The organism is Exiguobacterium sp. s142 (genome assembly GCF_018618455.1).
In the GTDB taxonomy this organism is placed as follows: Bacteria; Bacillota; Bacilli; order Exiguobacteriales; family Exiguobacteriaceae; genus Exiguobacterium; species Exiguobacterium aurantiacum_A.
In genome coordinates this window covers 70,383-84,740 of sequence record NZ_JACSMB010000002.1, presented here as the reverse complement: position 1 = coordinate 84,740, position 14,358 = coordinate 70,383, and the positions used below count along the sequence as shown (strand labels likewise).

At 52.8% G+C, this 14,358-nt stretch carries 17 protein-coding genes and 1 riboswitch; of the genes, 2 read left to right on the top strand and 15 right to left on the bottom strand.

The genetic code is table 11. The features are described from left to right. Nucleotides 1-7: 7 nt before the first annotated feature. Both KNP77_RS02890 and KNP77_RS02885 read right to left on the bottom strand, forming a co-directional pair. On the bottom strand, nt 8-724 hold the full coding sequence (locus tag KNP77_RS02890) for an alpha/beta fold hydrolase (protein WP_070329405.1): 717 nt from the start codon (nt 722-724) through the stop codon (nt 8-10). An 89-nt stretch (nt 725-813) separates the two neighbouring features. After that, a complete protein-coding gene (locus KNP77_RS02885; protein WP_071397869.1) occupies nt 814-1,284 on the bottom strand; it encodes a GNAT family N-acetyltransferase in 471 nt (156 codons plus the stop codon). 164 nt (nt 1,285-1,448) lie between these two features. Here KNP77_RS02885 and KNP77_RS02880 point away from each other — a divergent pair, with 164 nt between their 5' ends. Further along, the gene (locus KNP77_RS02880; RefSeq protein WP_131507264.1) at nt 1,449-1,946 is read left to right on the top strand and encodes a YtxH domain-containing protein; all 498 of its coding nucleotides are present in this window, start codon (nt 1,449-1,451) and stop codon (nt 1,944-1,946) included. 38 nt (nt 1,947-1,984) lie between these two features. Here the strand turns inward: KNP77_RS02880 and metK are convergent, their stop codons facing one another. After that, a complete protein-coding gene (gene metK, locus KNP77_RS02875) occupies nt 1,985-3,193 on the bottom strand; it encodes a methionine adenosyltransferase (protein WP_070329402.1) in 1,209 nt (402 codons plus the stop codon). Nucleotides 3,194-3,324: 131 nt separating this feature from the next. Beyond that, nucleotides 3,325-3,444, bottom strand: a riboswitch (SAM riboswitch). 318 nt (nt 3,445-3,762) lie between these two features. Between metK and pckA the strand changes: the two genes are divergently transcribed. Then, on the top strand, nt 3,763-5,334 hold the full coding sequence (gene pckA / locus KNP77_RS02870) for a phosphoenolpyruvate carboxykinase (ATP) (protein WP_214888389.1): 1,572 nt from the start codon (nt 3,763-3,765) through the stop codon (nt 5,332-5,334). Nucleotides 5,335-5,367: 33 nt separating this feature from the next. Here the strand turns inward: pckA and KNP77_RS02865 are convergent, their stop codons facing one another. The 12 genes from KNP77_RS02865 to KNP77_RS02815 form a co-directional block, all read right to left on the bottom strand. Next, nucleotides 5,368-6,126: an alpha/beta hydrolase family protein gene (locus KNP77_RS02865; protein WP_214888386.1), complete on the bottom strand. Its 759-nt coding sequence runs from the start codon at nt 6,124-6,126 to the stop codon at nt 5,368-5,370. Further along, nucleotides 6,107-6,580, bottom strand: a complete 474-nt coding sequence (gene ytkD, locus KNP77_RS02860; RefSeq protein WP_214888384.1) for an RNA deprotection pyrophosphohydrolase — start codon at nt 6,578-6,580, stop codon at nt 6,107-6,109. Before ytkD ends, KNP77_RS02865 begins: the two co-directional genes overlap by 20 nt. 98 nt (nt 6,581-6,678) lie before the next feature. Then, nucleotides 6,679-8,031: a glucose-6-phosphate isomerase gene (locus KNP77_RS02855; RefSeq protein WP_131463882.1), complete on the bottom strand. Its 1,353-nt coding sequence runs from the start codon at nt 8,029-8,031 to the stop codon at nt 6,679-6,681. A gap of 106 nt (nt 8,032-8,137) precedes the next feature. Continuing rightward, nucleotides 8,138-9,301: an iron-containing alcohol dehydrogenase gene (locus KNP77_RS02850; RefSeq protein ID WP_131463884.1), complete on the bottom strand. Its 1,164-nt coding sequence runs from the start codon at nt 9,299-9,301 to the stop codon at nt 8,138-8,140. 68 nt (nt 9,302-9,369) lie between these two features. Further along, nucleotides 9,370-10,368 carry a Gfo/Idh/MocA family protein gene (locus KNP77_RS02845; RefSeq protein ID WP_214888380.1) on the bottom strand — a complete coding sequence of 333 codons (999 nt, stop codon included), beginning with the start codon at nt 10,366-10,368 and terminating at the stop codon, nt 9,370-9,372. A 97-nt stretch (nt 10,369-10,465) separates the two neighbouring features. After that, complete coding sequence (gene yugI / locus KNP77_RS02840; RefSeq protein WP_016509788.1) at nt 10,466-10,858, bottom strand: S1 domain-containing post-transcriptional regulator GSP13; 393 nt, start codon at nt 10,856-10,858, stop codon at nt 10,466-10,468. Nucleotides 10,859-11,077: 219 nt separating this feature from the next. Then, nucleotides 11,078-11,200, bottom strand: a complete 123-nt coding sequence (locus tag KNP77_RS16050) for a hypothetical protein (protein WP_268887649.1) — start codon at nt 11,198-11,200, stop codon at nt 11,078-11,080. A gap of 179 nt (nt 11,201-11,379) precedes the next feature. Further along, nucleotides 11,380-12,567: an aminotransferase gene (locus tag KNP77_RS02835; RefSeq protein ID WP_070328780.1), complete on the bottom strand. Its 1,188-nt coding sequence runs from the start codon at nt 12,565-12,567 to the stop codon at nt 11,380-11,382. Then, nucleotides 12,564-13,058 (bottom strand): Lrp/AsnC family transcriptional regulator, encoded by a 495-nt coding sequence (locus KNP77_RS02830; protein ID WP_070328779.1) that lies wholly within the window; start codon nt 13,056-13,058, stop codon nt 12,564-12,566. Before KNP77_RS02830 ends, KNP77_RS02835 begins: the two co-directional genes overlap by 4 nt. Before the next feature lies 1 nt (nt 13,059). After that, nucleotides 13,060-13,863 (bottom strand): glycosyltransferase family 2 protein, encoded by an 804-nt coding sequence (locus tag KNP77_RS02825; protein WP_131463887.1) that lies wholly within the window; start codon nt 13,861-13,863, stop codon nt 13,060-13,062. Next, on the bottom strand, nt 13,860-14,108 hold the full coding sequence (locus KNP77_RS02820) for a NifU N-terminal domain-containing protein (RefSeq protein ID WP_070328777.1): 249 nt from the start codon (nt 14,106-14,108) through the stop codon (nt 13,860-13,862). The genes KNP77_RS02825 and KNP77_RS02820 overlap by 4 nt, the downstream gene beginning before the upstream one ends. 12 nt (nt 14,109-14,120) lie before the next feature. Continuing rightward, on the bottom strand, nt 14,121-14,354 hold the full coding sequence (locus KNP77_RS02815) for a DUF1871 family protein (RefSeq protein WP_214888377.1): 234 nt from the start codon (nt 14,352-14,354) through the stop codon (nt 14,121-14,123). Nucleotides 14,355-14,358 lie beyond the last annotated feature (4 nt).

The window sequence follows — 14,358 nt, the reverse complement described above, 5'->3', positions numbered from 1 at the left end:
CTGTTATTTATTCCCGAATCAATTCATAAAACGTTAACAGCGTCTCCGCGAACTTTGTGTTCAATCGTTCATAGCCAAAGTGCGGGAACCCTTCGAGTCGACGGATGTAGACTTGGTCGCCGCCGATTTTGCGGCAGACGTTCAACGTCAGCTTCACGTCGGCGAAACGATCGTCCGGCGCGTAGAAGCAAGCGAGCGGTAAGCGAGGTAAATGTTTCTTCTCCTCTTGATGCTCAACGATCTCTTCTTCGATTTCGCGGTACTGCGCGTATGTGATCTCGCCGAAACGAGATGACTCTTCCCCGCCGCCGGTGAACGTCATCATACTGAGCGGCAAATCGGGGCGGAACCGGTCGACCGCACTGGCGACGACTTGCTTGAGCCCGCCGATTTGGCGGGACGAATGCCAATCAAAGAGCGGGGAGATGTATGTCAAACTCCCGAGCGGCACGTCGTACTCTTGCAGGAGGCGGTTCGTCAAGAGCGCCCCGAGACTGAAGGCGATGACGTGAATCGGTAGTTTGGACTGACTCGCTTCCCGTAGCGTGTTCTTGATCAGCTGTTTATGGTCTTCTGCCGTTAGTCCGACCGTCTGTCCGGTCACGACGAGCACCTCATAGTCGACACTGAGTCGCTGCAAAAATGCTTCGCTGAGTCGGGACGTGAACTGCAACGGGTAAACGATCACGATGACCCCTTTTCGTGATTCTTCTTCATATGTCATGCTGTCACCTCATTATTAGTATGTCTCATCAATTCTAACAAAAAACATCAGCCGCTGACTGATGTTTGAAAGAAAATCCGCCTGGAGTCTTAGCGTGGGTCGTAACGCAAATGGATGAGCTCCATCGGTTGATCGTACACTTCTTCTTGAATTCGGTTCAGTTCGGTGAACGCTTGGTGGCTTAAGAACGCGATTGCCTGCTCGTTCGAACTCTCGACGTACAGCTCGATCGGCTGCGCTTTCCGCTCTTGGAGATGTGTCAGCAGTTCCGCCCCAAGTCCTTGGCGATGGTGAGCCGGATGAAGATAGAGACGAAGCACTTCCCACGTATCACCGCGGTCGATCGCATGGTAAAACCCGATAACGTCTCCTTCGGCCTCACCGACGATGAACAACTGTTCTTTCGCTTCTTCACTCGAACCGATGGCCCGGACGATCTCTTCTTGTTGATAGGCGCGCTCCATCACCTTAGACCGAACGTCATCTGTCACACTGATGGTCGCAAGTGCGATATCTCGAATCGTGGCGGCATCTTCTGGTACGGCTTCCCGCATCTTCATAACAGCTTCCCCCTTTTGGCCAATCTAGTACTATCATTCCCCATCACGTAAAAAATATCCTGCCCTTCTATTACTTTTTCGTGTCGAAATCAAGCAGAACGTTATTTTCTATTTTAACTAGGGTATATGAGTACCAATGCCAACTTACAAAGGAGTGTTTAGACATGGAACCAACATTACAAAACGATCCGCACGCAGCTAACGCTAACAACCCGAATCGCCAATTCGACCAAACCAACTCGGGTGGTCCTAGAATCAACGTCGTGACCGGGATGCTTCTCGGTGCGCTCGTCGGCGGTCTGATCGCCCTACTTAGCTCGTCGAACCGTGAGACGACGAAACAGTCACTTACGAATGCGAAGTCGTCTGTCGGCGGTCTCGTCGACACGATCAAAGAAGATCCGTCCGGTAAAGCGTCTCAAGTCATCGAGCAAGTGAAATCGGCGTCAGGTATGATTCAAGAAGTGTCGACCGATGTGCAAAACGTCTATGAAAAAGTTGTCGGTGAAGTCGACACGGTCAAAGAAGACGTGAACAAAGTCGTCGAGACGGCCCAGGAAACAAAATCAGATTTACAAGATATTGGTGAGAAAGTCGTCGAGGCGAAAGATACGGCACTCGGCAACGAGAACGCAACAAACGAAAATAAACCACAAGCATAAAAAAACGACCTTTCTCGCGAAAGGTCGTTTTTTTATGCTTATGCGAAACGTTTTGCGCCTTCTTCAAGCACTGCCGCTTTGTCCGTCTGCTCCCATGGGAGTTCAACGTCTGTGCGACCAAAGTGTCCGTAAGCTGCTGTCTGTCTGTAGATCGGGCGACGAAGGTCGAGCATCTTGATGATGCCGGCCGGACGAAGGTCGAAGTTCTCACGAATGAGTTCAACGAGTTCAGTCTCGCTCAATTTACCAGTGCCGAACGTGTCCACCGCGATTGAAACCGGGTGTGCGACACCGATCGCGTATGCAAGTTGAACTTCCGCTTTGTCAGCAAGTCCAGCTGCCACGAGGTTTTTCGCCACGTAGCGGGCCGCGTATGCTGCCGAACGGTCAACTTTGGTAGGATCTTTACCTGAGAACGCACCACCGCCGTGGCGAGCGTATCCACCGTATGTGTCGACGATGATTTTACGTCCTGTGAGACCTGCATCACCTTGTGGTCCACCGATGACGAAACGGCCAGTCGGGTTGATGAAGTATTTTGTCTCGGCGTCGATGAGTTCAGCCGGGATGACTGCTTCGATCACGTGTTCTTTAAGGTCCGCTTGGATCTGCTCGAGCGTGATGTCTTCTGCGTGTTGCGTCGAGATGACGATCGTATCGATACGGACCGGGTTGTTGTCTTGGTCGTATTCGACAGTTACTTGCGTCTTACCGTCTGGACGAAGGTAAGTGAGCGTTCCGTTTTTGCGGACTTCTGCCAAGCGACGTGACAATTTATGAGCGAGTGAAATCGGGAGCGGCATGAGTTCAGGTGTCTCGTTCGTTGCATAACCGAACATGAGGCCTTGGTCACCGGCACCGATCGCATCGATTTCTTCGTCAGTCATTTGACCTTCACGAGCTTCGAGCGCTTGGTCGACACCGAGTGCGATGTCTGCCGACTGCTCGTCGATTGCTGTGAGTACAGCACAAGTCTCAGCGTCAAAACCATATTTGGCGCGCGTGTAGCCGATCTCACGAACAGTTTCACGTACAACTTTCGGGATATCCACGTAAGTCGATGTCGTGATTTCACCAGCTACGAGCACGAGACCTGTCGTGACAGACGTCTCAGCCGCAACGCGGGCGTTTGGATCTTCAGCCAAAATTGCATCCAAAATCGCATCTGAGATTTGGTCACAAATTTTATCCGGATGTCCTTCAGTGACGGACTCCGAAGTGAAAAGTCGACGGTTCAAGTTTGACATTTCGAAAAACCTCCTATTAATAAGGGTGATGTGTGGACGGTACTCGTTCCCCTTACGCGTTGCTTTGGGACGGTAATGAAAAAAACCTTTCGCCACGTTCAATGGGAAAGGTTGAATCGTTCTTCCTTACCCTCTTATCGTTCGAAGCTGTCGCTTCGCTTCAGGATAGCACCTTTTCCGAAAAAGACTACAGGATCGGACGGTTGCTGGGCTTCGTAGGGCCTTGTTCCCTCCACCGCTCAGAATAAGAGTATCCGTTACGAACACCATCATATAAATGCCATACCGTTCTGTCAAGCGTATCTGCTTAATTTGTAAATTTCTTCGTAATCACGGAAATCATTTATGTTTGTGAAATATCAAACATTTTTTTGACGGTTTCCGTTTTTTCACTCCCCGCTTATACAGAATATGTTAGAATGTCTTTGTAAGAAAGCGCTTACTTTAAAGGGTAAAGAAATGCTTGTTTTTGATTAGTGTGTCACATATAATAAAAAGTGTCATACTAATTAATCGCGGAAGTATGCGGATTTCATCCACATCTATTTAGGGGAAAGGTGGGACTCAGGATGGCGACTACGCTCCTGAAAATCGAAGAATTAATTAAGGGTGCCGATGTATTACGGAACTTAACCGTTCCAGAACTGGTGGAAGAAGCCATTCGTAACGGTGAAGGCGTACTGACGAAAGACGGGGCTTTATCGGTCAGTACAGGGAAATTCACAGGGCGGTCACCGAAAGACAAATTCGTCGTCCAAGATGAAGTCAGCAACTCGTTAGTGGACTGGGGGCCGGTCAATCAGCCGATCGCAGAAGACAAGTTCACCGCTCTTCTCGACAAAGTCCTCACTCATCTCGAGACGAAACAGAAGCTGTATTATCTCGAAGCTTCGGCTGGAGCTGACGAGCACTACACGCTACCTGTACGCGCCATCACCGAGTACGCGTGGCACAGCTTGTTCGCGAAGCAGTTGTTCTTGCGTGAGTGGCCGGCGAGAGCTGCATTTGACCCGTTCACGGTCATTTATGCACCGAGCTACAAGGCCGACCCAGCAGTTGACGGGACGAACTCAGAAACGTTTATCCTCGTCTCGTTCGCCAAGCGTACCATTCTGATCGGGGGAACAGAATACGGCGGCGAAATTAAAAAATCGATTTTCTCGGTCATGAACTTCCTATTACCTGAACAGCACGTCTTGTCGATGCATTGCTCGGCCAACGTCTCGGACGCCGGAGAGACGGCGCTCTTCTTCGGACTATCGGGCACGGGGAAGACGACGCTATCAGCCGATATGGAACGTCATCTTATCGGTGACGATGAACACGGTTGGTCACCAGACGGCATCTTCAACATCGAAGGCGGTTGCTATGCCAAGACGATCAACTTGTCGCGTGAGAACGAGCCGCAAATTTATGACGCTATCCGTTTCGGATCGTTGATCGAAAACGTCATCTTGAACGAAGACCGCTCACCCGACTACAAAAACATCTCGCTCACCGAGAATACGCGAGCAGCTTATCCGATTCAATACATCGATAACGCGATGCTCCCTTCACGGGCCGGTCACCCGAACACGATCGTCTTCTTGACGGCCGATGCTTACGGGGTGCTCCCGCCGATCAGCAAGTTGACGAAAGAGCAGGCGATGTATCACTTCTTGTCCGGTTACACGTCAAAACTAGCCGGGACGGAGCGCGGCGTGACCGAGCCACAAGCAACGTTCTCGACTTGCTTCGGCTCACCGTTCTTGCCGCTCGCGCCGGAACGATACGCCGACTTGCTCGGCAAGTTGATCGAACAGCATAACGTCGACGTCTACCTCGTCAACACGGGTTGGACCGGCGGGGCTTACGGCGAAGGGTCGCGTATGAAGCTCAGCTACACACGGACCATGGTGAACGCCGCGATCAACGGTCAGTTGCGTGATGTCGATACCGTGAAGCACGACATCTTTAACGTCGACATCCCGGTCCATATCAACGGCGTCCCACAAGACGTGCTCAACCCGCGCGACACTTGGAAAGATACGGCTCATTATGATGTCGAAGCGCGAGCGCTCGCCTTGAAGTTCCAACAAAACTTTAAACGATTCACGAAAGCGAGTGAGAAAGTCATCGCGGCCGGTCCAATCGTCTTTTAACTCAAAATGACTAGTACCCCGATCGGGTACTAGTCATTTTTTTATCGCGATCGCTAACATCCAATCCATCGCCCGGTCCGTCGTCTTCCATTTTTCCCAGAACGGGAGCTGATGGGCGAACGGCAAGATCCAGAGCTCTGCTTGCAAACCGATCTTGTCGGCGAGGGCGGTCGCATGACGAAGCCGGACTTGCTCGTCGTCCGTCCCATGAATGAGTAGCGTCGGCGCCTGCCAGTCTTTGAAGAGCGGAGACCGTTCGACATACGCCTCATGGACCGCCTCCGGGTCTCCCCCGGTCATTCGGCGCAACATCTTCCGCATCGAGCGCTGTTCTTCATACGTCCACTCCAAATTCGTCACACCCGCCCACGACGTGACCGACGTGACGGGACGTTTTGATGCGAGCGACAACGCCATCATGCCGCCCCGGGAAAAGCCGAGGGCGTGGATCGTCTGGTGCGTCCGGCTAACGCGGTCATACAGAGACACGACGTCCTCTAAGTCGGCGCCTCCGAAATCCTCTTTCCCGGTCCCCCCGTGGTTCCCGCGATAGACCGGCGCCACGACATGGAACCCTTTCGCCGCGAACTGCATCAGCCGAGGCAACCGGACGTCACCGATCCTCCCGGTGCCGCCTCGTAAATAAAACAGCACCTGGCCGTTCGGGCGTTTTGGAGTGATCGTGTAGGCGACGACTTCTTCCCCGTCACTCGTCTCGTACCAACCTCGATGAACGGGATATCCCGCATAAGGAGGCAGGACGTCGACTCGATCAAACCAACTTTTTGTCATGGAGTACTTTCATCGTCTCGGGCAACACTTTATCTTTCATCATGAAACTGTAGCGGCCGTTACGGAGCAGGTTCGTCGGTAACATGTCCAACAAGACGGCCCCATCGGTCTCATCGACGGCCGGATGATCCTCGAACCGCTCGATCTCCGCAAAATAAATATTTTTGATGACGGTGTCGCCACGCCCGAGCACCCGGTACTGCCCTAAATAATGGAGCGTCTTGACGACGCCTCCCGTCTCCTCGTACACTTCCCGAATCGCCGCGTCGTCCTCGTGTTCTCCGGGTTCGACTTTCCCTCCCGGAAATTCGAGTCCGCGCTGCTTATGCTTCGTGAGCACCCATTTGTCCGCATAGCGGGCGACGACCCAGACGTGAAGCGGCGCATCCGAAAATGGATAGTGCTCGAAGCTCAACTCGACTTTATTGTGATAGTAGTCCGTGAATGTCAACATAGTCCATCCCTTTCTTTCCCGTGTCTACTCTCACTTTACCTTGTCTCACCCTAGTTTCAAACAAAAAAATAGGCCCGCCGAGGCGGACCTACAACAAATCATTGGTTTAAGCGCTTTTCAAGCTCAGCTTTTTGTTCTTCGTAACCTGGTTTTCCAAGCAACGCGAACATGTTCGCTTTATATGCTTCAACACCTGGCTGGTTGAACGGGTTGACTCCGAGAATGTAGCCGCTCATCGCGCACGCCTTCTCGAAGAAGTAGAACAAGTAGCCGAGATGATATGGCGTCATCTCTGGCAATTCGACGACGAGGTTCGGCACGTTTCCGTCCGTGTGGGCGAGGAGCGTTCCTTCCGTCGCCTTGTCGTTGACGAATTGGATCGTCTCACCGGCAAGGAAGTTCAAGCCGTCGAGGTCTTGTGCGTCTTCAGGGACGTTCAACGCGTGACGGACGTTCGTGACACGGATGACCGTCTCGAACAAGTCGCGGCGACCTTCTTGGATGTATTGTCCCATCGAGTGGAGGTCAGTCGAGAAGTCAACTGCCGCCGGGAAGATCCCTTTGTTGTCTTTGCCTTCTGACTCGCCGTAAAGCTGTTTCCACCACTCTGATACATAGTGGAGTGCCGGCTCGTAGTTGACGAGAAGTTCGATCGATTTACCTTTCGCATACATGGCGTTACGGACGACCGCGTACTGGTACGCCTCGTTCTCTGAAAGTTCAGGTGAACTGTAGGCATTTTCCGCGTCACGCGCACCTTCCATGAGGGCATCGATATCGATGCCTGCCGCCGCGATTGGAAGCAAACCGACTGGTGTGAGGACAGAGAACCGTCCACCGACATCGTCCGGAATGACGAACGTCTCGTAACCTTCTGCATCAGCGAGCGTCTTCAAAGCGCCACGGGCACGGTCTGTCGTCGCATAAATGCGCTCGCGTGCGCCGTCTTGGCCGTACTTCTCTTCCATGAACTGCTTGAGGACACGGAAAGCAATTGCCGGCTCTGTCGTCGTTCCCGATTTTGAGATGACGTTGACTGAGACTTCTTTGCCTTCGAGTACTTGAAGCAACTCCGTCATGTACGTTGACGAGATGTTGTGGCCCGCGAAGAAGACTTGTGGGGCGTTACGCTCCTCTTTTGACAACACGTTGAAGAATGAATGTTGCAGCATCTCGATGGCTGCACGAGCGCCGAGATACGACCCACCGATTCCGACGACGACGAGGACGTCCGAGTTGTCGCGGATTCGTTCAGCGGCCGCTTTGATGCGTGCGAACTCATCCGTATCAAAATTCGTTGGAAGGTCGACCCAGCCTAGAAAATCGCTGCCGGCACCGCTCCGGTCGTGGATGACCGAATGGAGTGCTTTCACCGTTTCTTGCATTTGATCGACTTCGTGTTCCCCGACGAAAGACAGGGCGTTAGAATAATCGAAACGTACTGTTGACATGGCATTTCCTCCTTTAAATCGCTCATCTAAGAGCCATACATGACCCATCATAAACGGAAACGACGGATTCGTTCAATCATTATTGCAAAATAGGCATCAAATCGCCTTATTTGCTCAATTCAAGAATCGCAGCCACGTCTTCGCGTTCGAGTGTACGGAAACGTCCGAACGCTCCACGTTTCATCGCTGAATCAAGGATCGCCTCAAACGTCGACTCGTCGATCTCATAGTCGCGGAGCGAACTTGGCGCACCAAGTTGGTCGAAGAAAGTACGAACCGCTGTGATCGTGCGTTTCGCCGTCTCGAGGTCGGTCGCACCCGGTTCGACGTTGAACACTTCTGTCCCGAGTCGTGCGAACCGTGCCGCGTTGTCTTCTTCAAGGACGTGCTCCATCCAGCGTGGGAAGAGGATGGCGAGGCCGCCGGCGTGCGGGATGTCATGGACAGCCGAAACGGCGTGCTCGATGTTGTGCGACGCCCAGTCGCCAGAAGCGCCCATCTGCAAGACCCCGTTCAAGGCGATCGTGCCTGCGAACAAGATGATGGCACGCAAGTCGACGTTCTCTAAGTCGTCGACGAGCTTCGGTGCCGACTCGACGACCGCTTTCAAGACGCCTTCAGTCATCCGCTCTTGGACCGGAGCGTGGTTCGGGTGGAAGTACTGCTCGAAACAATGGCTCATCATGTCGACGATGCCATAGATCGTTTGGTCTTTCGGCACCGACACGGTATAGCGCGGGTCGAGGATCGAGAACGTCGGATAGACGAGCGGGTGGCCCCAACCATATTTCTCTTGCGTCTCCCAGTTCGTGATGACCGAACCGGAGTTCATCTCAGAACCTGTCGCCGCGAGTGTGAGCACCGTCCCGAACGGTACCGCTTCAGTCGGGATATGGTCACGGAGGACGATGTCCCATGCGTCGCCGTCATACGGAATCGCTGCCGAGATCAATTTCGTGCAATCGATGACTGAACCGCCGCCGACCGCGAGCAAGGCGTCGATGCCTTCTTCGCGTGCTTTCGTGACCGCACGTCTCACCGTTTCAATCCGCGGGTTCGGTTCGACACCTGAGAAGTCGACGAACTCGATGTCCGCTTTATTTAATTCAGCAACGACTTCCTCATACGTCCCGTTCTTCTTGATGCTCCCGCCTCCATAGACGAGCATCACTTTCTTCGCGTCAAGCGCTTTGAGCTCGCCTGTGAGCTTCTCGATCTGATGCGTCCCGAAGATTAATTTCGTTGGGTTTTTGTATTCAAAGTTGTGCATAAGTCATCCTCCTCCAAAAATATGTAACACCTACACTATATACCCTGTTTTTCTGGATTGAAAAGTGATTAGCCCTGACTGTATATGCGGTCGATGATTTGATGAAGCAGGACCGCCTGTTCGGCCTGCTCGTATGACGGCTCATGCCGACACGCCTCAAGGAAGGAGCGAATCTGTGTCGCGTACGGGTCTTGTAACGTCAAATGAGCCGGCGTCTTGTCAAACAGAGCGCCATGTTCTTCCGTATGGATCGTGAGCGGGAACAACGACGCCCCGCCGGCTGTCCCTCTCAGTTCCACGTTCATCGTATCCTTCGGCCCGATGTTCGCCATGAAGCTCGCGTCTAAAAAGAGTGAGGCCCCGTTCTCGAACGTGACCATCGCCCGGGCCGTGTCTTCAACCGAGAAGTTGTCGGCGTCCCAGTCGCCCATCAGACCGACACCAGGACGCGTCCCAAGATACTGTCCGACGTGACCGACCACGTCGACCGGTTTCGGATAATCCATCAAATAGAGGGCGAGGTCGAGCATATGGACGCCGATATCAAGCAGCGCCCCGCCTCCTTGAAGTTCTTTGTCCGTGAACACGCCCCAACCCGGGATGCCACGGCGCCTTAGGGCGAGCGCGGTCGCCGCATAGATGTGACCGAGTTCATTTGAGTCAATCAAACGTTTCAGCAGTTGCGTGTCCGTCCGATGCCGGAAATGGAAGCCGTAATTGAGCGTCCGGCCGGCCCGCTTGGCCGCTTGTAGCATCTCGTCCGCCTCACGCTCCGAAATGGCCGGCGGTTTCTCGCAAAGGACGTGACAACCGGCATCGAGCGCCTGGATGACATGGTCTTTATGCAGGGCGTTCGGTGTGCAGACGCTGACCGCATCAAGCTGCTCGTTTGCGAGCATGTCCGCTACCGTGTCATAAACCCGTTCGATCCCGAACTGACGGGCAACCGCCTCCCCGCGCTCGCGTGTCCGGTTCATGACCGCGACGACATCCGCCCCGGCCGCGATGTAATGCGGGATGTGTGCGTTTGTGGCGATACCGCCCGTCCCGATGATTCCAATTTTCATGTAAATCTACTCCTTTCTCTATCTCTTTCGGGAACATCTGTTCAATTTCCTGTACAAAAAAAAGGCGACCTATTTGGAATAGGCCGCCTTTCATCACTTACTTTTTGAAGTTCGTGTTTTTGATCCAGTCTTCGAGCTTGTCCTTAAGGACTGTGAAGCCTGGCGCTTCTTCTTGCTTGAAGTTTGAAGCTTCGTTGCGGCGTGGTGCGCCACGACGAGCTGGCTTAGCCGACTTCTCGCGTTTTGGTGCTTCTTGTGTCGCTTTCATTGAAAGCTTGATTTTCTTAGATGCTTCATCAACATCAAGAATTTTCACTTCAACTTCTTGGCCGACTTGAACGTACTCGTTCACGTCTTTCACGTAGTCGTGTGAGATTTCAGAGATGTGGACAAGACCTTGTGTCTCGTCGTCGAGTGCGACGAACGCACCGAAAGGTTGAATTCCTGTTACTTTACCTTTTAAAACTTGATCTTTTTCGTATTTTGCCATTACAAACACTCCTATGCTAAATTCATCAACTTACTATAACATACTTTTTTCGATAAAGTGTAGAAAATAGTAAAAAAGATTATTTAGGATTATTTTGACGTTTCAAAGTCGCACCTCAGGGTAAATACAAATCAAGCAAGACTTCAAGTATTCCCCCCTGATTCCGCTAGGCTAACGCCTAGCCCTTTTTTTGTTTTAAGATGTCGCAACCGTCCGCTGCTAGCTGATTTCATAGACATCCCCACTAGCCATCTCGTCCAAACTCATCGCGAATCGACCGACCGATATCCCCAAGTTCATCGCGGTCGGATCGTACGAATATTCAAGGTTCGGGTGCTTCACTCATTTACCTTCTAATCCGCCCTCAATCTCGACCCCATAATCTATATTCACACGCCACTTTCGTATATCTTCCCATTTTATGTTACATCGTTCAACCCATTTTAGAATAATCGGTCGATATTCGGTCGTGGGCGAGGCGCAATCACCATTCACCTTATCGCTAAAACGTCAACAGACCCTCATCGCTGAGAGTCTGTCGTTGACGTTGCCAGTTCAAACTGTTTCATGAATCGATCGATACGGCGGATCGCTTCTTGAAGCTGCTCGATCGACGTCGCATAACTCGCACGGACAAAGCCTTCCCCGCTCGCTCCGAACGCATTGCCCGGAACGACCGCCACTCGCTCTTCAAGCAGCAACCGTTCGGCGAACTCCTCGCTCGAAAGCCCAGTATGGCGGATGGACGGGAATGCATAGAACGCACCACCCGGGACGTGGGTCGGGAGACCTGCGTCGTTTAACGCCTGGATAAAATAGTTACGACGCTGGCGATAACTCTTCACCATCTTCGGGACGTGTTGGTCGCGGCTGCGCAACGCCTCAAGCCCTCCAAATTGGACGAGCGTCGGCGCACACATCATGCCGTACTGATGCACTTTAAGCATTTCCCGGGTCACGACTTCCGGGGCGCACGTGAAGCCGAGGCGCCATCCGGTCATCGCGAACGCTTTTGAAAAACCGTTGACGACGATCGTCCGCTCGCGCATATCGTGGAGCGTCGCAAAGCTCGTGAACGGGGCATCGTAAGACAGCTCCGCGTAAATCTCATCGCTCACAACCCACAAATCATGTTTCGTAGCGAGTTCCGCGATTTCGGCGAGTTCGTCGCCCGTCATCGTCGCACCGGTCGGGTTCGACGGGAAGCAGAGCAAAATCGCTTTCGTCCGTTCCGTGATCGCTGCTGCGACGTCTTCCCGATTCAAGCGAAACCCAGACTCTGGACGACAAGCGACCGGGACGACGGTCCCACCGGCTAATTCAATGAGCGGCCCGTAGGAGACGAAAGCTGGCTCGACGACGAGAACCTCGTCACCTGGGTTCAATAAAGCACGGAAGGCGATATCGAGCGCCTGAGACGCCCCTGTCGTGACGATCAATTCGGTCGCCGGGTCATACGTGACGTCAAAACGGTCGGTCATGTAACGAGCAATCGCTTCACGCAGCTCGAGCAGACCCGCGTTGGCACTATAAGCCGTATAGCCTTGCTCGAGTGCCGCGTAGCTCGCTTCGCGGACGTTCCATGGCGTGATGAAGTCCGGCTCTCCCACCCCAAGAGAGACGACATTTTCCATCGTCTGTGCCAAATCGAAGAAACGGCGAATGCCAGACGGCTTCATCGAGACGACTTGATTCGATAGCGACTTCATGGCGTGATGTTCAACCGTTTGTCTTCGACTTGTGGGGTGAACAAAATACCGTCATGCTTGTACGTCTTCAACTTGAAGTGGGTCGTCGTCGACACGACCGAGTCAAGCGGTGACAGTTTGTCCGAGACGAACGACGCCACGTCTTGGAGCGAACTCGCCCGGATGACGACTTGCAGGTCGTACGCGCCCGACATCAAATAGAGAGCCGTCACTTCCGGGAAGCGGTAAATCCGCTCCGCGACCTCGTCAAACCCGCGACCTCGCTTCGGTGTGACTTTGACGTCGATGAACGCCGTGACATCGTGACGGTTAATCTTCTGCCAGTTGATCATCGCCCGGAAACCGAGCAAGATGCCGTCCGCTTTGAACTTCTCGAGCATCGCTTCGACGGTCGCCTCATCGGTCGCGAGCAAGTCCGCGAGCAACTTCGTCTCGAGGTATCCTTTTTCTTCAAGCAATTCCAAAAGTTCTAACTCTTTTGTTGTGTACATATTAGTTGTCTCCTTCCGTTCTACCGGGAAACGTCCCTGCGAACGACCTTTCTGTCTGTCTCACGTAGTCCCGCCGTTCGGACTGGACGATATGAAAATTCTTCATCTCCATATTCACCAAGCCGTGTTTTTGACAAAACCGCTCAAAGTAGCGTCGACGCGCCTCATCTTGTTTCGCCGATAAGTTGTCGGTTCCATTAAAAGCGTAGAGCACCGTCGCCCGGGCTGGATGAACGACCGTCCCGTGCTCGATCACACGTAAGATAAAGTCCCAGTCCCAATAGTTATAAACCGTCTCATCGAACATGCCAATGACGTCGTGAAGCCGCTTGCGGTAAAGCGTGCCGGACGGAATGAACGTCGAGTCTTGCCGAATCCGGTCCAAGTCGAGCTCGTAGGCGAACGCCTCCCACTCCGTGACGACCCTCCGCCCGTCTTGCCATGTGAACCGAAACAGTTCCGCATCGGTGAAGACGAGGTCTGCCGTCGTCAAATCATCGAGCGCTCGTTCGATATGGGTCGGCATGAGTAAATCATCGTCATCTAATAAGAGAATATACTCGCCTCTTGCCTCCATCACGCCTCGGTTTCGCGCTTTGACGTGATGATTTTCTTCAAGCTCGATCAACCGAACCGACAATCGATTCAAAAAAGGCGCCAAAAGATGTTGTTTTGGCGGCCCATCATTATTTACTACAAGCACTTCGAACTGTTGAAACGTCTGTACCGTCAAACTTTCGAGCAGTTCCGTCAGTTCCGCCTCGCGCGCGTAGGCCGGAATGACGATCGAAACGAGCGGGTTCATCCGCGGTAAGCAGTTTCGACGTGCGGTAAGATTGCTTCCCAGCTGACGCCGTTCTCTTTTGATACTGTGACAAAATCGCCGTAAGCGAAGACGCTCTCGACACCTTCGATCGTGACGAGTTTCGCGAGAAGCGGTTGCTCTGTTGATTCGCCGGCTTTCACGCTTTGGCTCTTAGCTCCGAAGACGTTTTCAGGAAGTGTGATTTTCATTGCATTTGGATTAGGTGTTGGATCGATTCGTAACATGTTGGTTCCCCCTTATAATTGACAAGCTTCTGAAGATGTAAGTAATTGTCTGGCAATGGCGCGCGTATCGCCCTCAGACGGGCACTCTCCAAACGAATCCGTCAGAATACGACGAATCGTTTCATTCAACTCCGCTTCCGAGTCGATCTGCACGAGCGCCACTGTGATGTCATCGAACTCTGGCCCGTAAGACCCAAGCCCGTAACCGAGCGGGTCCCATGCTAATAATAAATCTTCTGAACGCATTTTT